The organism is Dyadobacter beijingensis DSM 21582 (assembly GCF_000382205.1).
GTDB classification, from domain to species: Bacteria; Bacteroidota; Bacteroidia; order Cytophagales; family Spirosomataceae; genus Dyadobacter; species Dyadobacter beijingensis.
This window is the reverse complement of record NZ_KB907786.1, coordinates 786,026-810,479: the sequence shown is the minus strand read 5'-3', so window position 1 is coordinate 810,479 and position 24,454 is coordinate 786,026. Positions and strand designations below refer to the sequence as shown.

At 53.0% G+C, this 24,454-nt stretch carries 19 protein-coding genes; 13 read left to right on the top strand and 6 right to left on the bottom strand.

Translation table 11 applies throughout. The features are described from left to right. The 5 genes from H144_RS0103450 to H144_RS0103430 all read left to right on the top strand — a co-directional run bounded on the left by H144_RS0103450 (position 1) and on the right by H144_RS0103430 (position 4,929). On the top strand, positions 1 to 486 hold the full coding sequence (locus H144_RS0103450; RefSeq protein WP_019940638.1) for a hypothetical protein: 486 nt from the start codon (positions 1 to 3) through the stop codon (positions 484 to 486). A gap of 106 nt (positions 487 to 592) precedes the next feature. Further along, positions 593 to 1,780: a pyridoxal phosphate-dependent aminotransferase gene (locus H144_RS0103445; RefSeq protein WP_019940637.1), complete on the top strand. Its 1,188-nt coding sequence runs from the start codon at positions 593 to 595 to the stop codon at positions 1,778 to 1,780. A 267-nt stretch (positions 1,781 to 2,047) separates the two neighbouring features. After that, a complete protein-coding gene (locus H144_RS0103440) occupies positions 2,048 to 3,148 on the top strand; it encodes an AEC family transporter (protein WP_019940636.1) in 1,101 nt (366 codons plus the stop codon). 11 nt (positions 3,149 to 3,159) lie between these two features. Then, positions 3,160 to 3,747: a hypothetical protein gene (locus H144_RS0103435; protein ID WP_019940635.1), complete on the top strand. Its 588-nt coding sequence runs from the start codon at positions 3,160 to 3,162 to the stop codon at positions 3,745 to 3,747. Between the two features lie 123 nt (positions 3,748 to 3,870). Further along, positions 3,871 to 4,929 carry an agmatine deiminase family protein gene (locus H144_RS0103430; RefSeq protein WP_019940634.1) on the top strand — a complete coding sequence of 353 codons (1,059 nt, stop codon included), beginning with the start codon at positions 3,871 to 3,873 and terminating at the stop codon, positions 4,927 to 4,929. A 45-nt stretch (positions 4,930 to 4,974) separates the two neighbouring features. On the opposite strand, the gene H144_RS0103425 is transcribed toward H144_RS0103430, so the two are convergent. Further along, positions 4,975 to 5,697: a hypothetical protein gene (locus tag H144_RS0103425; RefSeq protein WP_019940633.1), complete on the bottom strand. Its 723-nt coding sequence runs from the start codon at positions 5,695 to 5,697 to the stop codon at positions 4,975 to 4,977. Positions 5,698 to 5,806: 109 nt separating this feature from the next. Next, on the bottom strand, positions 5,807 to 6,613 hold the full coding sequence (locus tag H144_RS0103420) for a glycoside hydrolase family 25 protein (RefSeq protein WP_019940632.1): 807 nt from the start codon (positions 6,611 to 6,613) through the stop codon (positions 5,807 to 5,809). Positions 6,614 to 6,769: 156 nt separating this feature from the next. Between H144_RS0103420 and H144_RS0103415 the strand changes: the two genes are divergently transcribed. Beyond that, complete coding sequence (locus tag H144_RS0103415) at positions 6,770 to 7,150, top strand: T9SS type A sorting domain-containing protein (RefSeq protein ID WP_033402355.1); 381 nt, start codon at positions 6,770 to 6,772, stop codon at positions 7,148 to 7,150. 75 nt (positions 7,151 to 7,225) lie between these two features. On the opposite strand, the gene leuS is transcribed toward H144_RS0103415, so the two are convergent. Further along, positions 7,226 to 10,033, bottom strand: a complete 2,808-nt coding sequence (gene leuS, locus H144_RS0103410) for a leucine--tRNA ligase (RefSeq protein WP_019940630.1) — start codon at positions 10,031 to 10,033, stop codon at positions 7,226 to 7,228. A 399-nt stretch (positions 10,034 to 10,432) separates the two neighbouring features. On the opposite strand from leuS, the gene H144_RS0103405 reads away from it, so the two are divergent. Both H144_RS0103405 and H144_RS0103400 read left to right on the top strand, forming a co-directional pair. Then, complete coding sequence (locus H144_RS0103405) at positions 10,433 to 11,923, top strand: helix-turn-helix domain-containing protein (protein ID WP_019940629.1); 1,491 nt, start codon at positions 10,433 to 10,435, stop codon at positions 11,921 to 11,923. A gap of 192 nt (positions 11,924 to 12,115) precedes the next feature. Continuing rightward, positions 12,116 to 13,096 (top strand): sterol desaturase family protein, encoded by a 981-nt coding sequence (locus H144_RS0103400; protein ID WP_019940628.1) that lies wholly within the window; start codon positions 12,116 to 12,118, stop codon positions 13,094 to 13,096. A gap of 45 nt (positions 13,097 to 13,141) precedes the next feature. Here H144_RS0103400 and H144_RS0103395 read toward each other — a convergent pair whose 3' ends face one another. The 3 genes from H144_RS0103395 to H144_RS0103380 all read right to left on the bottom strand — a co-directional run bounded on the left by H144_RS0103395 (position 13,142) and on the right by H144_RS0103380 (position 15,736). Further along, positions 13,142 to 14,305: an acyl-CoA dehydrogenase family protein gene (locus H144_RS0103395; RefSeq protein WP_019940627.1), complete on the bottom strand. Its 1,164-nt coding sequence runs from the start codon at positions 14,303 to 14,305 to the stop codon at positions 13,142 to 13,144. A 7-nt stretch (positions 14,306 to 14,312) separates the two neighbouring features. Further along, positions 14,313 to 14,525, bottom strand: a complete 213-nt coding sequence (locus H144_RS0103390) for a type II toxin-antitoxin system HicB family antitoxin (RefSeq protein WP_019940626.1) — start codon at positions 14,523 to 14,525, stop codon at positions 14,313 to 14,315. 287 nt (positions 14,526 to 14,812) lie between these two features. Then, positions 14,813 to 15,736, bottom strand: coding sequence for a sugar phosphate isomerase/epimerase family protein (locus H144_RS0103380; protein WP_019940624.1), 924 nt, complete (start codon positions 15,734 to 15,736; stop codon positions 14,813 to 14,815). A gap of 159 nt (positions 15,737 to 15,895) precedes the next feature. Here H144_RS0103380 and H144_RS0103375 point away from each other — a divergent pair, with 159 nt between their 5' ends. The 5 genes from H144_RS0103375 to H144_RS0103350 all read left to right on the top strand — a co-directional run bounded on the left by H144_RS0103375 (position 15,896) and on the right by H144_RS0103350 (position 24,450). After that, entirely contained in the window at positions 15,896 to 17,473 is a 1,578-nt protein-coding gene (locus tag H144_RS0103375; RefSeq protein WP_019940623.1) for an NAD(P)/FAD-dependent oxidoreductase, read from the top strand. 142 nt (positions 17,474 to 17,615) lie between these two features. Next, positions 17,616 to 18,269 (top strand): NUDIX hydrolase, encoded by a 654-nt coding sequence (locus H144_RS0103370; protein ID WP_019940622.1) that lies wholly within the window; start codon positions 17,616 to 17,618, stop codon positions 18,267 to 18,269. 168 nt (positions 18,270 to 18,437) lie between these two features. Next, positions 18,438 to 21,176: a DNA gyrase/topoisomerase IV subunit A gene (locus tag H144_RS31345; RefSeq protein WP_019940621.1), complete on the top strand. Its 2,739-nt coding sequence runs from the start codon at positions 18,438 to 18,440 to the stop codon at positions 21,174 to 21,176. 161 nt (positions 21,177 to 21,337) lie between these two features. After that, positions 21,338 to 21,943, top strand: a complete 606-nt coding sequence (locus tag H144_RS0103355; RefSeq protein ID WP_019940620.1) for a SanA/YdcF family protein — start codon at positions 21,338 to 21,340, stop codon at positions 21,941 to 21,943. Then, on the top strand, positions 21,940 to 24,450 hold the full coding sequence (locus H144_RS0103350; protein WP_019940619.1) for a DUF5686 and carboxypeptidase-like regulatory domain-containing protein: 2,511 nt from the start codon (positions 21,940 to 21,942) through the stop codon (positions 24,448 to 24,450). The genes H144_RS0103355 and H144_RS0103350 overlap by 4 nt, the downstream gene beginning before the upstream one ends. The last annotated feature ends 4 nt before the right edge of the window (positions 24,451 to 24,454 follow it).

Here is a 24,454-nt window from a genome sequence, read left to right as displayed (position 1 = left end):
ATGATGAAAAATATCCAATCGCTTTTCCCTTCCGCGCTGGTGATGCTGGCACTCACATTCGGGTTTGTGTCCTGTAAAGAGGAAGATCCATTCCTCGACCGCGACGTGGCACCAGTGCTCGTAGACATCGTGGGCGCGCCTTTCGGGGCTCCCATTGCCAGCGAGCCGACCGTCACCTACTCGGCCACCGCGCAGAAACTGACGCTTTCGGCCCGGCTCCTGGAACTCGACAAGACCAACATTCTCGACCATACCAAAGGCATCGACTCCATTCCCGTACCGAATCTGTCGATCAAGATAACCCTACGTACCGGCGCCGTGCTTGGCGAGGTTACTTCGGATGCCCAAGGTGTGGTGAAACTCGAAAAAACCTGGGCCGACCTGGGTGTGGCCGCACCGAAAGCAGGAACGATCACGAAGATATCCTGGTCGGGCTCGCACAAGGGCATCGCATTCACGCGATTCTCGCAAGTACAGGCTAACTAATTGAAAAACAAGCCATATAGACTTAAAAGTCGGCTGGTTTATTTGTATATTGAATCAAGATTTTTACTCCTGAATATTAATCGTCACGTACTTAAACAATTGACCAATGAACCAAAAAATTGACCGTCGGAACCTGTTAAAATCCGGTTTAATGGCATTAGGCGGCATGGCCGTAGCCCCACACCTTACTGCCGGCGCATTCGAGAACACACCATTGTCACTGGACCCTGAGAACCGCATTTTCCGCAGTCCGATGGTGAGAGAGCATTTCCTGCCGAACGACTTCAAAGCGCCCAAGATCATTGCGAAATTAAGCTCTAACGAGAACCCTTACGGACCGCCGATGTCGGCCCAGAAAGCGGTGGCGGAATCTGTGAAAAATGGTAACCGCTACGCCTGGAAAGAAATGTACGACCTCATCGATAAGATTGCCAAAAAAGAAGGCGTTACCGCCGACCACATCATGATGGGCCCGGGCTCGTCCGATCTGCTGGAAAAAGTGGCATTGGTAACCTTCATGAAAGGCGGCAACATCGTTTCAGCCGATCCTTGCTACATGTCGCTCGTGAGCGTGGCGAAATCCGTAGGCGCTACCTGGAAGCCCGTTCCATGTACAGCCGACTGGTCGCACGACCTGAAAGCGATGGAAGCGGCGATCGACAAGGATACCAAACTCGTTTATGTTTGTAACCCCAACAATCCTACCGGCGCCATCACCAAAGGCCAGGACCTGCTCGACTTCTGCTCGCGTGTTTCCGAAAAAGTACCGGTATTCGTCGACGAAGCTTACATCGAACTCGCAGTAGGTGCCGATACGCAAAGCATGGTTTCGCTACTGGCACAAAAGAAAAACGTAATCATCGCCCGTACCTTCTCGAAAATCATGGGTATGGCCGGTATCCGCGTGGGTTACATTGCCGCGCAGCCTGAGTTCCTGGCCGGTATCAACAAGATCACCCGCGGTGGAATGGGCATTTCCTACACGTCGATCTTCGCGGCATCCGCCAGCCTCGACGACAAGGATTTCCAGGGCAATACCCGCAAACTGAACCACGAAGCGAAAACTTACCTGTACGAGAACCTCGACAAGATGGGTTACAAGTACATCCCGTCATACACCAACTTCGTGCTCTTCCCGATCAGCATTTCGGGCAAGGAACTGCTCACCAAAATGACCGCCAAAGGCATCGCCGTCCGCTCGTTCGACGTCCAGAACAAACCCTGGTGCCGCGTCAGCATCGGTACGATGGATGAAATGAAGGCGTTCGTAGGGGCGCTGGGGACACTCAGCTAAGGTGGTGTAATGTTACGGTCAAATATTTGCCCAAAATAGTAATTTGTAGTCAGGCGTTGTCACGAATAGTCAATTATTGAGAGGAGAAAACCCTTTTCATGACCATTCCTGACAATACCTGACCATCACCTGACAACACCTGACAACACCTGACAACAAAGATTTTCACTCCCGTTACTTTACTACAACCTCGTTACAACCTTCCGCGAAAGCAACACCCTCATTAATCTTCGATACACTCCTATTACATCTTAAATATTCCGGACTATGAGTGACGCATTGCAAAAAACCATTACGCTATTACTGTTAATTGCTTTGGGTTTGTTGCTCAAAAGCAAATTCAAGAACAAGGACCAAACCAACGGCATCAAGGAAATTATTCTCTCGGTGGCGCTGCCTTCGACGATATTTATCTCTTTAATGAAAATAGACATCGATTCCTCGATGTTCATCATTCCGCTCGTTACGCTCATCTTCAACTTCCTGATGTTCTTTTCGGCGCCGCTCGCATTCGCATTGTTCGGCATTGAAAAGAATAGTCCTACCGGCCGCACATTGATGATGCTCATTCCCTCGCTGGCGCCGGGCTTGTCGTGTTTCCCGTTTATCGCCGAGTTTTTGGGTGAAAAAAGCCTTGCTATCGCGGCGCTGGCCGACGTCGGTAACAAGTTTTTCGTACTGATCTCGCTCTACATCCTGGCGATGAACATGTTTTTGAAAAACAGCGACGACAAGGAGACTAAAATGGGCGGCAAGCTCAAAAGCCTCTTCGCGAGCATGTTCCAGGAGCCCATTAACCTGCTCATTTTCATCGCAATCATCCTGCTCAGCCTCGGTATCAACTACAATTCGTTGCCGCCGCTGGTGGTGGATATTTTTGATAAAACGAGCGCTATGATGACGCCCCTCGTGCTGCTCTTCATCGGCCTGGCCGTGCAACTGAAAGAGGGCAAAAAGCGTATCGTTGCCAGTATCCTGTTCTTCCGCGCCGGCATTACGATGCTCATCAGCGCGGGTATGATCTACGTCCTGAACATTACCGACCTGAACATGGTATTGCTGTCGATCGTGATCCCGCTGAGTGCCGCCAGCTTCTGGCCACTCGCCCACATTTCGGCATTCAACCTGCGCGAAGACGCGAAGGCCATGCCGAAAGAGAAGCGGACTTTCGACCTCGAACTGGCCGTGTTGCTATTGGCATTCTCATTACCATTCTCAACGATATTAATTTTAGCAATCCTGTCTTCCGGTACATTCTTCGCACATACTTCCACGCTCATCACGGCCGGGCTCGTCCTGATCTGCCTCGGCGCGGTGCCCAATGCATTGAGCAAAGTATTTGTAAAAATGTCCAAGGCATCGTCGTAACCTAACTTTTTATGAAGGTCCTGACCACCAGTATTTTTTCACTCCTTTCACTGACAGTTTTTGCCCAAGCCGAGATCGCCGCCGTCAGCAGCATTCAGTCGCAGGCGACGATCCGGATGGCGAAAAGTACCAAACGGTGCAAGTACTTTTCAGCCAGCGCGCCGGTTACCATGGCCGACGGCACCGTCAAATCCATCGCGGACGTACGGGTGGGCGAGCACGTAAAGACGTGCAAGGACGGCAAAACGGCGACCACGCAAGTAAGGCAGATCGACGTGTTCAACCAGCCGACGTCGCTGCTGACGGCCGTGTACCTGCGGCCGGTCGTAGACGAAGCTTCGGCAGACTCACCGATGGTACCCGCATTGCTGCTCGAAGCCACTCCGCACCACAAAGTGCAGACCAACCGCGGCCGGAAGCGTATGAAGAGGCTTTCGAAAAACGATATTCTGTACCATTACGAACCTTCAACGGGCATTGTGTCGTCGTGGAAAGTAGGCGCGGTGCAGCAGAATGCACGGCGCGTCAGCAAGGCTTACAACATTGAAACGGTGGATGGCACCTATCTGGTCGACAATGTGATGGTTGCCAACAACTGATTTTCTATTTGCTCAACTTCCGGTAAAGCCCCGCTCGCGGGGCTTTATTTTTTTGGTCTGCTTCGAAACCTTTTACGACCTTTGCACTTCATTTTTGAGCAGGACCAATACATTTAATATACTTTGACAGCAAATACCGCTTCATCGACCCCCCGCGAGCTGGGCTTCACGTTTCCCGCCGAATGGGCACCTCACCGCGCCACCTGGCTTACTTTCCCGCACAATGATGCGTCCTGGCAGGGCGATAAGCTTGCCCGGATGCGGCCGCAATACCTGGCATTCATCAAGGCGATCAGCGAGGGAGAAAATGTAGGCATTATCGCCAACGACGATGCATTGAAGACATTTATTACCGGCGAGCTGGTGAGGACAGGTGTGGATTTGAGTAAAATTGAATTGATTGTAAAACCCACCAACGACGCCTGGTGCCGCGACCACGGGCCTTCTTTTGTCGTCAATCCTGCAACCGGCGAGCGGATGATCGTCGACTGGGGGCACAATGCCTGGGGCGGCAAATATCCGCCTTACGACGACGACAACCGTACCCCGCGCGCCGTGGCCGAATACCTGAACCTGCCGGTCGTGAACCCGGGCATCATTATGGAAGGCGGCTCGGTGGAATTCAATGGTGCAGGCAGCCTGCTGACCAGCAAATCGTGCCTGCTGAATCCGAACCGCAACCCGCATTTAAACCAGGCACAAATCGAACAGAAATTATACGATTACTATGGCGTAGAGCAGGTGCTGTGGGTGGAAGACGGCATCGTAGGCGACGATACCGACGGGCATATCGACGATACGACCCGTTTTGTAAATGAAAATACCATCGTGGCCTGTGTAGAAAGCGACCGTTCCGACGAGAACTTCGCCGTTTTGAATACCAACCTGCAAATGCTGAAAGCCATGCGCCTGCTCAACGGCAAGCAGCCCGACATTATCGAGCTCCCGATGCCGAAGGCCGTCATCATAGACGGTTTCCGCACCCCGGGCTCCTACGCCAACTTCCTGATCTGCAATGCAGGGGTGATTGTACCGGTATTCAACAATCCGCACGACCAGGTTGCCATCGATATACTGGAAAAAGCTTTTAATGGAAGGAAGATCATTCCGCTTTTGGCTACGGAAATCATCTGGGGGCAAGGCAGCTTTCACTGCCTGAGCCAGCAGGAGCCGCTGGTTTAAATTGAAAAGCCGGGAAGCTTCATGACGGCGCTTTCCGGCTTTTTTCTACATCTCCGGCTTCTTCCGGGTAATCATCACCTCTTCCAGCACATACTTTCTCGTATCGGAAGCGCCATCGTCCCATCTGAAACTCAGCATCGGTCGCGCGGGATTCGCGTATGCAAGGATGTTGTCCAATAACACCGGGCGATCCGAAACGGTAATATTCCCGCCCGATTTCAACACCGTCAGATTGAATTTCCTTTCGCTCAGATTGAGCGTTACGAAAATGGTATGCTGGACGCCGGCGGGGATGTTGCCCAGCACCTGTTCGCCGCCCGTAAAATTCGTCATCATGCTCAACTGCCCCGAATCGGTGATAAACATCCGCGTGATCATCGCCGCCGAGCCGTCGGTAATGTCGATCGTTAACCGCTCACCCGAACCCGAGTGCGTGGCCACGAATATAAACCACATGGGTTGGGTAAAATCGGTCGAGATCCCCTTAAATGAAAGGAACTGATTGTGGGCGGTTAGTCCCGGCGTATTGATTTCACTAAACGTAACCGCTTTCTGGCCAGCAGTAGCCGAATTGGTCACTTTGATACGCGGTTGCAGTTCGGTGCTGTATTCAATGGCGTCGTCTGCCGGATCGCCGGGGATATTTTTTGCCGGCAGCGAGCCGACGGTTTCACTTTCAAACTTCGCAGTAAGGATAGCCGTTGTTTTGCAGGAGGTAAACAAAGAGACCGGCAACATTGCGAACAGGAGCAATCGAAAGGTTTTCATAGGTGCATTGAGTTTGGTGTAAACCAAAAGTAACACCTCTCTCATCTGGCTTTCAGCGTAGTTATACCTGCCTGATTATCCGGTTTTTACTACGCATCAACAGGTGAAATTACTTCGCATCAGCTAAATTTTCCCAATCGGTGCGCTCGTGCAGGAAGACATTATAATCCACAAACCCGCGGATGCCGTCCACCCAACCCTTTTCGCTGTGCTGCCAGAAAAGCACGTGCGCGTCGGAAGCGAGGTCGTTCAGGTGCGTGCGCGAGTAGCCCGCGAGCCAGAGCGGGTAATCGTCGAAATTACCGGCAATGTATTTTTTGTAATAATGCTCATTGACGTAAATAATGGGCTTCACACCGTAATGCGCTTCGATAAGCGTGAGCCAGTTACGGACACCTTTGATAATGATGTCATCGGGCTTGCCGCCATTCACTTCCAGGTCGAGCACGGGCGGAAGGTCACCCGCTTCCATGCGCACCTGGCCGATGAAGTTATCGACCTGGCGATCGGACATGACCCTCGGATTGTAGAAATGGTAAGCGCCGCGCTTCATCCCCACCCTTTTCGCTTCGGCCCAGTTGCGTTTGAACTGCCGGTCGAGGTGGGTGGCACCTTCGGTCGCTTTGATATACACGAAATCGATCCCGACATTCTCCGAGCGGGCACTTTTGAGCTTATCCCAATTGATTTTCGCATTATGATGGGAAACATCGATCCCGTGCACGGCATACCGCAGCGGCAGCTTGATACCGAACTTGCTGATGAATTCCCACTGGTTCTCGTCCGTCTTGTCGTTCCACCAGATGAGCCCGCCGATCACCACGACAATGGCCCCGATAATGGCCCAACCCTTCGCCGGGAGCGGTTTCAGATATTTTGCTTTAATTCCTGAGGAGCGGGGTTTCTTTTTTGCCATACCGTGCAAAATTAAAAAAGATCATTATTCCCGGCATACAGCCATTCATTTTCCATAGCTACCATTCATGTACTTTGCATTACATAGTACCTAGTATTGCACATATATTTGAATCAACAAAACGGAATTATTAGCCATCTTTAAAAGAACATAGCCATGAAACCTTCAATTAAATCCATCGCAATGACAATGGTAATCGCTGCTACCGTCGCTTTCAACTCTTTCGCAGACGATAAGGAAAGCAAAAAAGCAGCCGCATTCGGAACCGGTATTTTCGCTTCCAACACCGGCAAGATCCACGTGAACGTCGACAAGTACACCAGCGACAAGGCGGTAGTTTTGATCACCAACAAAAGCGGTGAAACCATGTACCGCGAAACGATCGGGCGTGGCACCGACAAGTTCAGAAGAGCTTTCAACGTGAACGAGTTACCTGCCGGAACTTACAGCATCGAAGTTTCCGCCAACGGACAGAAAACCTCGAAAAATTTCGAAGTGAGCGAAGTCAAAACCGAGCGCCAGATTGCCATCAAGTAACCTGCCCTACCAGAACAAAACGGCCAGATCGGATTACCGACCTGGCCGTTTTGTTTTTGTATTTCAACCGTCGGGTCAGATCACGACGTTGACAATGCGTTTCGGGACGACCACGACTTTCTTGGCCGGCTTGCCTTCCATCCATTTCTGAACGGTAGCGTCCGCCAGCACTTCCTTCTCGATTTCCGCCGGCGGCGTATCCAAAGCGAATGTCAGCGAAGCACGCACTTTGCCATTGATCTGCACGGGATATTCGAATACTGATTCCTGGACATATTTTGCTTCAAATACCGGGAATGCCGCTTTGGAAACAGTTCCTTTTTCGTGGCCCAGCGCATCCCAGAGTTCTTCCGAAATGTGCGGCGCGTACGGCGACAGCAGGATCACCAACTGTTCCAAAATCTCTTTGCTCTGGCATTTCTGGCTGCCCAACTCATTGACACACACCATAAATGCGCTCACGGCCGTGTTGAATGAGAAGTTCTCGATATCCTCGCCGATCTTTTTGATCGTTTTGTGCAAAGTTTTCAGTTCTTCCGGTTTCGCGGGAACGTCTTTCACCTGCCACTGACCCGTTTCGGTGTAAAACAGGCGCCAAAGCTTGCGGATGAAGCGGTAAGTACCGTCGATACCGTTCGTATTCCAAGGCTTTGCCTGGTCCAGCGGACCGAGGAACATTTCGTACAGACGCAGGGTATCGGCCCCGTAGCGCTCCACGATATCGTCCGGGTTCACGACGTTGAACTTCGATTTCGACATTTTCTCCACTTCCACGCCGCAAACGTATTTGCCGTCTTCGAGGATAAATGTCGCATTTTCGCCGGCGATGTCCGGGCGCGTCGCTTTGAACCTCTCTACATCCAGCACGTCGTTCTCGACAATATTCACATCGACATGCAATGCCGAAACCTCGTAATCCGATTTCAAACCGGCGCTTACGAATACCGGCTTGCTATAATCCTCGCCTTTGACCCGGTACACAAAGTTGCTGCGCCCCTGGATCATACCCTGGTTGATCAGCTTTTTGAAAGGCTCTTCCTCAGGCACGTAGCCGCGGTCCTTCATGAATTTGTTCCAGAAACGGCTGTACAGCAAATGGCCCGTCGCGTGCTCTGTTCCGCCTATGTACAGATCGACGTCTTTCCAATAGTCGATCGCTTCTTTGGATGCGAATTCGTCATTGTTTTTCGGGTCCATATAACGGTACCAGTACCAGCTGCTGCCGGCCCAGCCGGGCATGGTGCTCAGCTCGTAGCCATTGCCCGAGCCATGCGCCCAGTCCTGCGCACGACCCAGCGGCGGTTCTCCGTTTTCCGTCGGCAGGTATTTATCCACCTCCGGCAGGTTCAACGGCAGCTCGTTCAAGTCCAGCAAATAAGGTACAGGCTGGCCTTCGCTGTCATTTTTGTAATAAACAGGCACCGGCTCGCCCCAGTAACGCTGGCGGCTGAACACCGCATCGCGCAGGCGGTAGTTGATCTTGCCTTTACCTAAACCTTTTTCTTCCAGCACATTAATCAGCTTCTCGGTAGCCTCTTTGTAGCCCAATCCGTTGATCATGCCGGAGTTGATATATTTTCCTTCCTTGGTCGCGTCGGCTTGTGTTTCAGTCTCCTTCTGTGCGTCCAGGATCGGGATAATGGGCAGATTGAAATGCGTAGCGAAGTTCCAGTCGCGCTGGTCGCCGGATGGTACGGCCATGACCGCGCCCGTCCCGTAACCCGACAGCACGTAATCCGCAATGTAAACGGGCACTTTCTCGCCGCTGAACGGATTGACCACGTACGCACCCGTGAATGCGCCCGAAACGGTTTTCACATCCGACATCCGGTCGCGTTCCGATTTCTTTTGCGTCATCGCAATGTACGCGTCGATTTCCCCGCGCTGCTCCGGCGTCGTGATCACGTCCACCAACTCATGCTCCGGCGCGATCACCATGAAGGTTACGCCGTAAATAGTATCCACACGGGTGGTAAATACCTCTATATTAGCATCTTTACCATCCACTGCAAATTTCACCAAAGCACCCACCGACCGTCCGATCCAGTTGCGCTGCTGCTCTTTCAGCGACTCCGTCCAGTCCACCGTATCCAGGCCGTCGATCAAACGCTGTGCGTAGGCGGTGATGCGCATCATCCACTGGCGCATCAGTTTCTGTATTACGGGGAAGCCACCGCGCTCCGACACGCCGTCTTTCACTTCGTCGTTCGACAATACCGATCCCAGGCCGGGGCACCAGTTTACGGTCGCGTCGGCCACGTAGGTCAGGCGGTATTTCAGTGTCAGTTTATATTGCGCCTCTTCCGACCAGGAGTTCCATTCTTCCGCGGTAAATGCGGGGGTATCCTCATCGGCAGGGGCATTTACATGGGCATTACCCTCCTGTGCAAACTTTGCCGTCAGCGTTTCAATGGGCTCCGCCTGGTCGGTATCGTTGTTGTACCAGCTGTTGAAGAGTTCGGTGAAAATCCATTGCGTCCATTTATAATAGCTGGGGTCCGAGGTCCGCACTTCGCGGGTCCAGTCGTAGCTCAGGCCGAGGTTTTTCAGCTGCTCGATATAGCGGGTAATGTTCTGCTCGGTGGTAATGGCAGGGTGTTGGCCGGTCTGGATCGCATATTGCTCGGCCGGCAGCCCGAAGCTGTCGAAGCCCATCGGGTGCAGTACGTTAAAGCCTTTCAGCCTTTTGTAGCGGGAGTAGATGTCCGAGGCGATGTAGCCCAGCGGGTGCCCCACGTGCAGGCCCGCGCCCGAGGGGTAGGGAAACATGTCCAACACATAATATTTCGGCTGCTCCGACGCGTTCGACACGCTGAACGTGCCGTTGCTTTGCCAGAAGTCCTGCCATTTCTTTTCTATTTCCCGGTGACTGTACTCACTCATATCGTGTTAGTTGTTATGCTTTTCCCCGGACAAGCGGTGTGCACATTCGCCCGGAGTCCTGATTATCAGAAGGTAAAGCTTTTGTTCGTTTTCTGTTATTCCAAATAAACCGCAAAAATAGCGCTTTTTGGTCGCATTCGGGTTGTCCGTTTCATTATTACGTGGTATAGGCTGACGGCCGACCGACCGCCGGCCAGAGGCCTTCGGCCGACGATCGCCCATCGCCCATGGTCAGACGGCGCTAAGCCGTCGATGATCGGCGGTCGGCCGTCAGTCGCCGGCGGTCGTTTTTTTACCGTCCATGAACGCCGAATGCAAGGCTTATTTCTACTTTTGTGTTTCAATTGTTAAATTGCCTGTAAGCGAAATCGCACAAAATCAGGCCCATACCCCAGCGCAGTGGCAATCAACCAGGATAATGTAAGGCTCGTATTCGGACTCAAACTCAAACAGCTCCGGCTCGACAAGGGAATGTCGCTCAGCGAACTTTCCCAAAAATCGGGCTTATCGATTTCCTATATCAATGAGATCGAGAAAGGGAAAAAGTACCCGAAATCGGACAAAATCCTTGCATTGGCCGGTGCTATCGAAGTCGATTATGACACGCTGGTGTCGTTGAAACTGAGCAAACGGCTCGAACCGATTTCCGATCTGCTCAGCTCGAACGTACTTACCGAGCTCCCGCTCGAACTGTTCGGCATCGACCCCGCCAATCTCCTCGAAATCCTTTCCGACGCGCCCACGAAAATCAGTGCGTTCGTGGGTACGCTCATCGAGATCGCCCGCAACTATAATATGTCGATCGAGAAATTCTATTTCTCGGCATTGCGGACCTACCAGGAAATGCACGACAATTATTTCGAGGATATCGAGCTGGAAGCCGAACGTTTTCTCACCGAGCAAAACGTGCACGCCACCAGCCTGCTCGACGAAGCTTCCCTGGAAACAATACTCAAAGAACAGTACCATTACACGATCGAGCCGATCAACGAGCGCAATAATCCCGAATTTGCTACCGTTCGCTCACTTACCATTACGAATGCCTCCGGTACCCGGTTGCTTATCAATGCGCATTTGTCGTCCGTACAGCGCGCATTCATCTACGGGCGGGAGATCGGGTATTTGTATTTAAATCTGAAAAACCGGCTGCATACGACGGCACTCGTGGAGGCCGAGTCGTTCGAGCAGCTGCTGAACAACTTCAAGGCGTCGTATTTCGGCAGTGCGGTTATTATCAAGCGCAGCCTGCTGGTACCGGCGGTCGCCGATTTTTTTGCACAAAAAACCTGGCAGCCCGAAAAGCTGATCCAGCTCATTCACGATTTCAACACCACGCCGGAATCGTTCTGCTACCGGCTCAGCAATATCCTGCCGCGGTATTTCGGCATTAACCAGATATTTTTCTCGCGTTTCAACAACTTCGTCGGCCAGAATATCTTCCATATGACGAAGGAAATGCACATTTCCAGGAAGCATTACCCGCACACCGTGCGCGACGAGCATTACTGCCGCCGCTGGGTGGCGCTCACGATCCTGAACGACCTCGGCGAGATTATTCAAGCCAAACAACCGCCGCGCATCCTCTGCAAAGCGCAAAAATCGACCTATATCGATACCCGGGACCAATACCTCGTCGTGAGTTTCGCACAACCGATGTCGCCCACGCCCAACCTGAACGTGAGCGTCTCGATGGGCATTTACCTCGACGAGCAAACGCGTGAAAAACTGGCATTTCTGGAAGATCCCGCACTCACTTCGCGCGAGGTAAACCAGACCTGTGAGCGCTGCTCGCTGTTCGATTGCCGGGAGCGCATCGCGGCGCCGGTGATCCTGCAAAAAAAGCATAAGAATGAAGAATTGAGAAAAGCGCTGAGAAAAATGATTAACTAAACATTTTCAGATACTTATAATACCTGAAATCGTAAACCAGCGAAATTTTGACCCTTCGATAGGGGTATCCTGTAACACGAATGTCTGATCAGTAACCCCGGCGGTTTCCATTAAAAAGATATTAGAAATAAGCAGGTCAAAACTTACAGTTCGCTTCTCAGCTATCTTTGTTTTTTATTTGATTTAATTGCTATGCCCGGCACTTATGATTTTGAGGATCTCATTCTAAAACTGTCGACGCCATTTTATATCTGTCTGATCGGTCTTGAGATTTTCCTGACACACAAGACACACCGCGAGGACCTGGCCGAACGCCCGGCTTATTCCTTGAAAGATACCTTGATGAATGCGGCCCTGATGCTGCTGAACGGCGGTGTCGACCTGCTTTTCCGGGCTGCCTACGTGGGCGTACTGATCTGGTTCTACAATTTTTCGCTCGTCGGACCAATCACCAATCCTTACCTCTACTGGCTGGCGCTTTTCCTTGCCGAAGACCTGGCATTCTACACCCTGCATTATGTGGACCACCATTCCCGGCTGTTCTGGGCTGTGCACGTGACGCATCATTCGTCGGAGCATTTCAATCTCACGACGGGCTTCCGCTCGTCGGTATTCCAGCCGCTGTACCGTTTTGTGTACTTCATCCCGCTGGCGCTGGTAGGCTTCAACCCGGCCGATATTATTGTAATGTATTCAATTACACAAATTTACGGTATCATCGTCCATACCGAGTACGTGGGTAAACTCGGCTGGCTCGAATACATTTTCGTGACACCCTCGCACCACCGCGTGCACCACGCGAGCAATGTGCAATACCTCGATAAGAATATGGGCATGTGCCTTATCGTCTGGGACCGTCTTTTCGGCACGTTCCAGGAAGAACTGCCCGCCGAGCCGCCGCGCTATGGCCTCACCAAACCAATGGGGCAACAGGGCCTGACCGACACCGTTTTCCACGAATGGAAAGCCATTGGCGATGATTTCAAACAGCCCGTCGATTTTAAAACCAAGCTGAAATACCTTTTCAAAGCACCAGGCTGGTCACCCGATGGCTCGCGGGAAACGAGTAAGGATTTGCAGCGGAAGCTGGCGGTTGCGTCGCCGCCAACCGCCGACCACGGACCGTCGACAGCCGACTTCGGACAAGCAGTCGACAGGGAGTTTACAAGTTAGGAACGAATCGGCGGTGGGGCGTCAGCCACCGGCGGTCAGCAAACCCTACTTAAACGCAGAGATCCCCGTAATTTCCGCTCCGAGAATAAGCAAGTGAATGTCATGCGTGCCCTCGTAGGTAACCACCGATTCGAGGTTCATCATGTGGCGCATGATGGGATATTCGCCGGTAATGCCCATGGCGCCGAGGATTTGCCGCGCCTCGCGGGCGGTGTGCAGCGCCATATCTACATTATTTCTTTTGGCCATTGAAATCTGCACGGTGGTAGCCTTGCCGGCGTCCATCAGCTGGCCCAGGCGCCAGGCGAGCAGTTGTGCCTTGGTAATTTCCGTGAGCATTTCGGCCAGTTTTTTCTGTGTTAATTGAAATGCGCCGATCGGTTTATCGAACTGAATGCGTTCCGCTGCATATTTCACGGCCGTTTCGTAACAATCGATCGCCGCACCGATAGCACCCCAGGCGATGCCATACCGCGCTTTGTCGAGGCATTGCAATGCGGCTTTGAGCCCTACGTCGCCCCACAGGAGATTTCCCGCCGGAATGTATACATTGTCAAAGACCAGTTCGCCCGTCGCGCTGGCACGCAGCGACCATTTGTTGTGGATCTCAGGCGTCGTAAACCCATCCATCCCACGTTCCACGAGCACACCCTGCACCCTGCCCTCTTCGTTGCGCGCCCATACGACGGCCACATCCGCGAACGGCGCATTGGAAATCCACATTTTGGAGCCATTGAGCAGGTAACCGCCTGCTGTTTTCATCAAATGCGTCTTCATACCCCCCGGATTGGAGCCGTGGTCCGGCTCGGTGAGCCCGAAGCAGCCCAGCCATTCGCCGGTAGCGAGTTTGGGCAGATATTTGCGTTTCTGTTCCTCGGAACCGAATGCGTAAATCGGCCACATCACGAGCGAGCTCTGCACCGACACCGTCGACCGCATCCCCGAATCGCCCCGCTCGATCTCCTGGCACATCAGCCCGTAACTGGTATAATCCAGCCCGCCGCCGCCATATTCCACCGGAATAGTCGGACCGAAAACGCCCAGTTCACCAAATTTTGAAATAAGGTACCGCGGGAATTCCGCTTTCTGCGCGAGGTCTTCGATCACTGGCCTGATTTCCCGATCCGAAAAATCACGTACAGATTGCTGAACGAGGCGCTGCTCGTCGGTCAGCAAGTCGGAAATATTGAAAAAGTCAGTTTGGGTCATTGCAGGATTATGCGAACATGAGTTTGCCTTTGGCTTTCGGGATCTCGCGCCCCAATTCTTCGGCCGTCGCAATCCATTCATCGATCACTTTCTGCACATTAGCCAACGCCTCGCTTTGTGTTGCCCCGTCGGCCATGCAGCCCGGTAATTCAGAGACTTCAACAATAAAGGATTGATCCTCGTCGCTCCAATACATGATCAACTCGTATTTACTGTTCATAGCCGAATAGTTTGTATTTTAAGATAATAGCTCTGACCTGTTTCACCTGATAAGGCTTCGCTTTGCTACCGAGAGGCTGAATACTCACAATTTCTGAAATATTCTATTGATAAAAAATTCTGTGGCTCCCGCCGCCCGTTCTCTCATGAAAGCCTGGATTCAGCAAAATCAGCCTCAGCTCTTCAAAACTGAAATTGCTATCCGCAGAACCCGACAGCAATCGCATAACCAGTTTTTCAAATCTTCCCATTTAAACAGTGTGTCAGTATTTAGTAAAAATGATCTACTCAAACCCCAAAAACCTTCTTCACATACACCTGATCCTCCTTATGCGCCTTGATGGCGTCCATCGTTTTCGGGGAGGTTTTTTCAAGGCATTGTTCCAGAACCAAATGCGGCTTTACGCCCAGGCCTTCGAGCGTCCGGGCAAGCCGTGCGTAATCAATATCGCCTTCCGTAAATGTCTCCTGCCAGATACCACCCTTCGATTGCCGCAAATGCAGCTCGGCAATGCGCTTTCCGTACAATTTGACAATGTCGAACAACGCGACCTGCGAGTTGCCGGAACCGCGGTATACCCAATGCACATCCAGGCAAAGCGACACGTTTTTCGGGTCGGTGGCGAGCAGCATATGGTGAAACTCCCGCGCGGCGGCGCGCAGCTCCACGTCGTGCGTGTGGTACGCGAGGGCCATGCCCCGTTTTCTGAGTTCAGCACCCAGTTTGTCGAGATTTTGGGCCTGCTCAGCCAGCTGTTCGTCCGATTTATTTTTGTCGCTGCCCCATTGGATCGGGTTCGGATTGGTGACGATGATTTTCGTATCCGCCGGTTTGAGGGCGTCGGCGATGGCGAGCACCGAGGCAATGGAATGAGAAGCCTCGCCGGCCTCGTGCAGGGATGTATTCACATAAACCGAAGGCATGGCGAGCCGGTATTTTTTCAGCACGGGCAGCAACTTGGAAACCTCGTCGGCGGTGTTGAATGCCGGTTCGTAGGCTTTCAAACCGGTAGAAACAAACTCGGCCAGCGATGCGTCGGCGTCTTTCCCCCACTCCTTGCCGTCGCGGGCGTAGAATGTAATCCAGGAATACTGGTTGCACGATAATGGGTACGGCGCGGCATTTTGCCCGGCGCGGGCGGCTTCGGACAGCACAGCAGCTCCGGCTGAAACAGCCAGCGTGTTCAGGAATTGGCGTCGGTTTGAGGACATTTTGCCAGGCTTTTAAGGTGGTTTTGATGGGTCGGTATTGTATTCAAAAGAAACCGCGGCGCATTTGCTACCCAACGCGGCGTATGCGCCCTGGTCCTTGAAGACTTCGAAAGTCTGCGTACCTTTGCCGCATTAAAGGATAAATCCCTTTCCAATATCATGCACCAAACGCTCCAATTGACCCTGGCGCCCGAAATCGCGCTGGATGAAGATAATTTTCGCCGCTTCATCATTCAGAAGCTCCGGCTACGCGAAAGCGACAACCCGATTATCCGCAAAACGCGCCAGTCAATAGATGCCCGCAGCCGGCAGGTAAAAATTAATGTACAGGCAGAAATTTATGCAGGTGAAACGCCGCCAGCTTTGGCGGGGGCCCGCATTGTATACCCCGATGTAAGCAAAAAGCCGCAGGCGCTCATTGTAGGCTGCGGCCCCGCAGGCATGTTCGCTGCATTGCGCCTGATCGAGCTCGGCATTAAACCTGTCTTGTTCGAGCGGGGTAAAGACGTACGCACGCGCCGGCGCGATCTCGCTGCCATTAACAAAGAACACCAGGTCAATCCCGAATCCAACTACTGCTTCGGCGAAGGCGGTGCCGGGACTTACTCGGATGGCAAACTTTACACCCGTTCCAACAAGCGCGGCGACATTCGCCGGGTGCTCGAAATCTTCGTCGCCCACAGCGCCAGCGAGCAGATCCTGATCGACACCCATCCGCACATCGGTACCAACAAACTGCCCGTGGTGGTATCCGAAATGCGCGAAACGATCCTCAAAGCAGGGGGAGAGATCCATTTCGACACCAAGGTGACCGACTTCATCATCAGCGGTAACCGCATGACGGGTGTGGTCACCAACGAGAAGGACGAGCATACCGGAATCGGCGTGATCCTCGCTACCGGCCATTCGGCGCGGGACATTTACGAGCTCCTGCACGCAAAAAACGTGCTGATCGAAAGCAAGTCGTTCGCGATGGGCGTACGCATCGAACATCCGCAGAACACGATCGATAAAATCCAATACCACTGTGAGGTCGACCGCGGCCCCTATTTGCCCGCCGCATCGTACAGCCTGGTGACGCAAACCCGCTACAAAGGCGTACAGCGCGGTGTTTTCTCGTTCTGCATGTGCCCCGGCGGATTTATCGTACCGGCAGCGACGGCCTCCGGCGAAGTGGTGGTAAACGGCATGTCGCCCTCGCGCCGCGACTCGCCCTATGCCAACTCCGGCATGGTGGTCACCATCGAAGAAGCCGATCTGGCACCATATAAAGATTACGGCCCCATGGCCGGCCTCCAACTCCAGCGTGAACTGGAACAGGCCGCCTGCAAGCTAGCAGGCGCCACGCAAACCGCACCGGCGCAGCTGGCGACGGATTTTGTCAAAGGCAAAACCTCCGCACACCTGCGCGACACGTCCTATCAGCCCGGCCTGCAATCGGTAGACCTCTATGACGTGCTTCCCGGCCACATTGCATTCCCCCTGCGCGATGCATTGTCGGATTTTGGTCGTAAAATGCGGGGTTACCTCTCCGGCGACGCGCAGCTGATCGGCGTCGAAAGCCGCACGTCATCGCCCATCCGCATCCCCCGTGAACGCGAAAGCTGTGAACACCCGGAAGTCAAAGGGCTGTTCCCCTGCGGCGAAGGCGCCGGCTACGCAGGAGGCATCATGTCGGCGGCGATGGATGGCGAAAGGTGCGCGGAGCAGCTGGTGAGGCTGTATTCCCACGCTTAGTGGACGGCTAAAATGGTCGTGCGTAATTGTTATATTTGCGTATTATGCCTGAGATAATAGAATGTTCGGGATGAAGTTTTTCTTTTACAGCCTCGAACACCTGCCCATGTCCGACACCTAACTATCTTACTCATCCCGCCAAATGGCCGCACTGGAATCGTTTTCCGCTTTTACCGAACAGCTGACCAATCAATTAAAATCCCCGCTACCCGGTGAAACGGCCCACCGGGTCATGCAGTCGACCAGCAAGCTGCGACTTACTTTCAAACCCAATGCCCGCACGCGCAAGAGCGCGGTGCTCATCCTTTTTTACCCCTACCAGAATCACATTTACTTCCCGCTCATCCTGCGGCCTGCCTACGACGGCGTGCACAGCGGGCAGGTCGCATTTCCGGGCGGGCGTTACGAGCTGACCGACGAAAACCTCATCCGCACCGCACTACGCGAGGCCCAGGAGGAGATCGGGCTGCGGTTGACGGACGTCAAAATCCTGGGCGCGTTGACCGAGCTCTTCATTCCCGCGAGCAATTTTCACGTCCTGCCGGTTGTAGCGGCGATGCCCTACCGGCCCGACTTCTACCCGGATCCCCGCGAGGTCGAAGATATTTTCGAGATCAAACTCGAAGAGATTTCTGATGTTGATATTATCGGTTCGAGTGATATCCAAGTGCGTGGCGAACAGGTACATGCGCCGCATTATATGGTACAGGGTTATAAAATCTGGGGCGCTACCGCGATGATGATCAGCGAACTGCTGGCCGTCCTGAATGCATCCGGGCCCGGCGCCGAAAGCTGACTTTTATCGCTTATTTTGCTATATTAGCAGTTAATTCAACCCCATCTTCCGGTAAACTTCGCCCTGTTTCTATCTTTTTGGATTGAGCCAGCCCCCCAATGAAGTCCGGGAATAGCAAGGCTGATTAAATTTTTTCTGAATTCTTAAAACCTGGTTCCTCCTGCATTTATGGACGAAAACGGACCTGCGCCCGAAGTAGAAGATAGCGGATTGCATGATAAACTGCCCATTTCGGGCTTATACGAAAACTGGTTTCTCGACTATGCCTCTTATGTAATTCTGGAACGCGCCGTTCCGGCGGTCGAGGACGGGCTGAAACCCGTTCAGAGAAGGATCTTACATGCGCTCAACGAAATGGACGACGGCCGCTTCAACAAGGTGGCCAACGTTGTCGGCTCATCGATGCAGTACCACCCGCACGGCGACGCGTCCATCTACGACGCCATTGTCAATATCGGTCAGAAAGAGCTGCTTTTCGATACGCAGGGCAACTGGGGCGATATCCGTACCGGCGACGGCGCGGCGGCGGCGCGGTATATCGAGGTACGCCTGTCGCGCTTCGGCAAGGAGATCGTTTTCAACGACGATACCACCGAATGGCAGCTTTCGTACGACGGCCGTAAACGCGAACCGATCACTTTGCCGGTCAAATTCCCGCTGCTGCTTTCGCTGGGCGTGGAGGGGATCGCGGTGGGTTTGTCGACCAAAATCCTTCCGCACAATTTCTGCGAGCTCATCGAAGCGTCCATCAGCGTGCTGCAAGGCAAGGAAGTGAGCATTTACCCCGATTTCCTCACGGGCGGCCTTGTGGATGTTTCCAACTACAACGACGGCCAGCGCGGCGGCAAAGTCCGGGTACGTGCCAAAATCGAGGAGGAGGACAAAAAGATGCTCGTCATCCGCGACATTCCTTTTGGCACCACTACTACTTCCCTCATCGAATCGATCATCAAAGCGAACGACGCGGGTAAGATCAAGATCAAAAAAGTGGTGGACAATACGGCTGCCGACGTCGAAATCCAGGTGCATCTGGCGCCGGGCGTGTCGCCGGACATTACCATGGACGCGCTCTACGCATTCACCGAATGCGAGGTATCCATTTCACCGAATGCCTGTATCATTATTGCAGAAAAACCGCATTTCGTCGGCGTAACCGAAATTTTAAAATACAACACCCAGCAAACCGTCCATCTGTTGCAGCGCGAGCTGGAAATCAAACGGCTGGCTTTGCTGGAAAAAATCCTCTACGGCTCGCTCGAAAAGATATTTATCGAAAACCGCATTTACCGCGATATCGAGGAATGCGAAACGTTCGAGGCGGTGATCCGGACGATCGATAAAGGATTGGAGCCCTACAAAGCGCAATTCTACCGGGAGATTACCGACGACGATATCGTAGAACTGACCGAAATCCGCATCAAACGTATCTCCAAATACGACGGCTTCAAGGCCGACGAACTGATGCGGAAATGGCAGGAGGATTTGGCCGAAACCGAAGACAACCTCGCACACATTACCCGCTTCGCGATCGAGTATTTCCGGGAATTGCTGAAAAAATATGGTAAAGGCCGGGGCCGCAAAACCGAAATCCGCGCATTTAACCAGATCTCGGCCAATATCGTGGCGGCTAACAACCAGAAACTGTACGTCAACCGGGCGGAGGGTTTTATCGGTTATGGCCTCAAAAAAGACGAATACGTGATGGATTGCTCGGATATCGACGACATTATCGTGTTCCGGGGCGACGGCCGCTGCGTGGTGACCAAAGTGCAGGAAAAGGTATTTGTGGGCAAAGATATTATCCACTGCGCCGTGTTCCTCAAAAACGACGAGCGCAAGGTTTACAACCTGGTATACGTGGATGGTAAAACCGGTGTTTCTTACGCGAAACGCTTCCAGGTGACGGCCATCACGCGCGACCGCGAGTACGAGCTCACGCAGGGGACACCGAAATCGAAAATTACCTATTTCACGGCGAACGACAACGGCGAGGCCGAGATCATTACCGTGAACCTTACGGCGCAGAGCAAAGCGAAAGTCAAGCAGTTTGACTACAACTTTGCCGAATTGCTGATCAAAAACCGCAGCGCAATGGGCAACATTCTGACTAAATACCCGGTTAGAAAGCTCACATTGAAGCAGGCCGGCCGCTCGACACTCGGCGGTGTGGACATGTGGTTCGATCCGATCATCGGCCGCCTGAACCGCGACGAACGCGGCGAATACCTTGGTAATTTCGGACCTACCGACACCATTGCGGTCATTTATAAAGATGGCTCCTACGAGCTCACCAACTTCGACCTGACCAACCATTACGAGCCGCACGAGGTATTGCTCGTCAAGAAATTCGATTCCAAGCTGCCGATCACAGCCATTTATTTCGATGCCGGGCAGAAGCAGCACTTTATTAAAAGGTTCAATATCGAGACCTCGTCGCTCGACAAGAAATTCCTCTTTATCAGCGATGCCAAAAACAGCAAGCTGATCCTCGCGAGCACGGATACGCGCCCGCGCCTGGAAATCGTGTACCCCAAAACGGCCCAGAAGGAGCAAACCACCGAAGAATACCTCGTCGAAGACATGGTGGACATCCGCGGGTGGCGGGCGCAGGGTAACCGCATTCCCAATGACAAGTTCAAGGAAATCCGCTGGCTTGAACCGCTGGCCGTGCCTGTGGAAGAGCCTGTAACCGAAGAGGTTCCCGACGAAGACAATGGCGGCGACGAAACAGCGGAGGAGGCGACGAATGCTTTGGAGGAAAATACTGTTGTTCCCGAAGGCGGAGATACTGAAGAAACAGCAGCGGACGAGGACGCGGAAGAAGGCGAGTCCAAAGGGGATGCGAAGCCCAAAAAGGATTCCAAAAAAGGCTCGGATCCGAAAAGTCAGCTGGGATTGTTTGAATAGGCCCCGGATAACGCCAAATCCGACATACCGATAACAAAACGACCACCGACGGCGTACATCAATACGGATGTCCGCCGTCCGGCGGGATCGAATATCACAAGGCAACGCGTGTACAGGTGAAAAAATTGATCAAGATCATACTAGCCTTATTATTTGCCAGCATGGTTTTCATCCTGCTGTGCAATTTCTGGGTGGTCTACTGTACGCGCCAATACTCTTATTTTTCCATTGAAAACCTCCCGCCGAACGACGTGGCGCTCGTGCTCGGAACGAGTAAAAAGTCGGAAAAAGGGGCTGAAAACCTTTTTTTCAAATACCGCATGGAAGCTACCGCACGGCTTTTCAAGGAGGGAAAAATCAAGTATATTATCCTGAGCGGCAACAACGACTCCCAATACTACAATGAGCCGCAGGACATGCAGCGCGCCCTGCTGAACCTGGGCATTCCCGAAAACGTGATGACCCTCGACTACGCCGGTTTCCGCACATTCGATTCGATCGTGCGGTGCAAGCAGGTGTTCAACCAGGATAATTTCACGATCATTTCGCAGAATTTTCACAACGCCAGGGCACTATATATTGCTCATAACGAAGGCATTAATGCCATATCTTTCGCCGCTCAGGACGTACCCGACGGCTATTCACTCCGCACGCTCATACGCGAGTATCTCGCGCGTCCGAAAGCCGTGCTCGACGTTCACATCTTACGCCCGGCAGCGGACGTGACTTCCAATATCCGGATCGGGAAAAATGAGCATGACGAATGAGGCCGGGCCTGTACATAGCCATCCTCATCCTCTCCGCGGCCATCCGCCCGAATGCCTTTTCGCAAACTACCATTAAAGGCCGGGTAACCGATGCCAGCACGGGCGATCCCATTCCGTTCGCCAACGTCGGCATTCGTGGCCAGCCTGGCGGTACTACCACCAATTTCGACGGCATTTACACCATTTCTTTCGCGCAGCCCGCCGACTCCATCGCGGTGACCTACGTGGGTTATGCGACGCGCAGCAAGGCCATCCTGCCGAATTTGGTCGAGCAGGTGATCGATTTTCAGCTCGCACCGGGCACCACGCAGCTGCGCGAAGTGCGGATATCGGCAGGCGAAAACCCTGCCTATGCTATTCTGCGTAAAATTGTCGCCCGGAAAAAGGCCAATAATGCCGACGAGCTCCCGGCATACGAATACGAGGCGTATAACAAAATCCAGATCGACATCGATAACCTTTCGAAAGGGTTCCGGGACCGGAAGCCGGTGAAGAAGATGACCCATATTCTCGACCAATTCGATGAAGTGAAGGGAGAGAACGGCGAAACCATTATCCCGATATTCATTTCCGAATCGGTTTCGGATGTTTTTTACCGCCGCGATCCATTAAAGAAAAAGGAGGTGATCAACAAAACGAAGGTATCGGGCGTGGGGTTGACGGACGGCAGCGTCGTGTCGCAACTGATCGGGTCTACGTTTCAGCAATATAATTTTTACAATAACTGGCTGAATGTCCTGCAAAAAGATTTCGTCTCTCCCATTTCCGACAATTGGCGGCTGTACTACGAGTATTTTCTCGCCGACAGCGTTGCGAATGGCACTCGTTACGACTACCAGATCGATTTCGAGCCGCGGCAAAAGCAGGATCTGGCGTTTACCGGCTCGATGTGGATCGATGGGCATACCTTCGCATTGACGCAGATCGACGCCTCGGTAACCAGGCAAGCGAACCTGAACTACATCGACCGCATCAAAATCCAGCAATCCTACGAGCCCTCCGAAGACGGAAAAACCTGGCTGCCGCGCAAAACGCGCGTCCTGATCGACATCGACGAGCCAACGCCCCAAGCGGCCGGAATGCTCCTGAAATTTTATTCAGCCCAATCCAGATACAAAACCGGCCAGCCGCGCGAGCCCCGGTTCTACGACACGGCCATAGAGCTCAAAGACGACTACCGCGACCACGATTCGACATTCTGGATCAAAAGCCGCCCCGAAGACCTCAGCCCGACGGAGAAACTGACATTCGAGCTCATCGATTCGCTGAAAGCATTGCCGGTCGTGAAAACATACACGGAGCTGCTCAACATTTTTGTGAATGGCTACAAACGGATCGACAAATGGAACATCGACGTCGGGCCATACCTTTTTCTGTATGCCAACAACAAAGTGGAAGGCAATCGCTTCCGGCTCGGTTTCCGCACCGATCCGGGATTCAGTAAAAAGTGGATTTTCAGCGGTTATGCCGCCTATGGCACGCGTGACCGTGCTTTTAAGTACGGCGGCGGGGTAGATTACATTATCAGCCGCAAGCCGTGGACGATGGCGGGCATTGCCTATGCCAAAGACCTGGAACGCCTCGGCCTGACCGCCGAAACCATTGGCCCAAGCACCATTTTCGGGGCATTATCGCGCTTCGGGGCATTCAGGCGGCCGTATTGGCAGCAGGATTTTTCGGGGTATTTCAAAAGGGAAGTGGTTAAAGGGCTGACGGGCAGCGTGCAGGTTCGCCACCGGACGTTCGATCCGCTGTTTCCCTTCACCTACCGCACCGACCCGCGTGCCGGTGAGCGTTCACCGGTGAAAAGCGCATTCGACATTACAGAGGTAAACTTCGAGGCGCGGCTTGCCCAGCGGGAAACGTTCCTGCTCAATGATAATGAGCGCATTAGCATGGGTAACGGAAATTTCCCCGCCTTTACCCTGCGGTACACGCACGGTTTCAAGCATTTGCTGGGCGGTGATTTCGATTACAACAAGTTTTCGTTCAATATCCGCCAGAGCTTCCGCGCAGGCGTCATCGGGCGTACCTATTATTATGTAACGCTCGGCTATATCCCGTCGACACTGCCCTACCCACTCCTGTATACCCCACTAGGTAACGAATCGCTGTTTTATGTGGAGAACGCGTATAACCTCATGCGCTACTTCGAGTTTGTGAGCGACCGTTATTTCTCTTTGCGGATGGAACACAATTTCGAAGGATTTATCCTGAACCGCATTCCGGCTATCAAACGGCTGAAATTACGCATGCTGGCCACAGGCAGGTTGTTTTACGGCAGCCTCCGCGACAGCAACCAGTCGCTCACGACGACCACCGATGAATCGGGACAAAAGATACTCACATTCAGCCCACTGAACGGCAAGCCCTATATCGAACTCGGTTACGGCATCGACAACATTTTCAGGACGGGCCGCGTCGATTTCATCCACCGGCTCACCTATCTCGATAACCCGAGTGTGACGCCGTTCGCGGTGAAGATTTCCTTCTGGTTTAAATTGTAGGGAA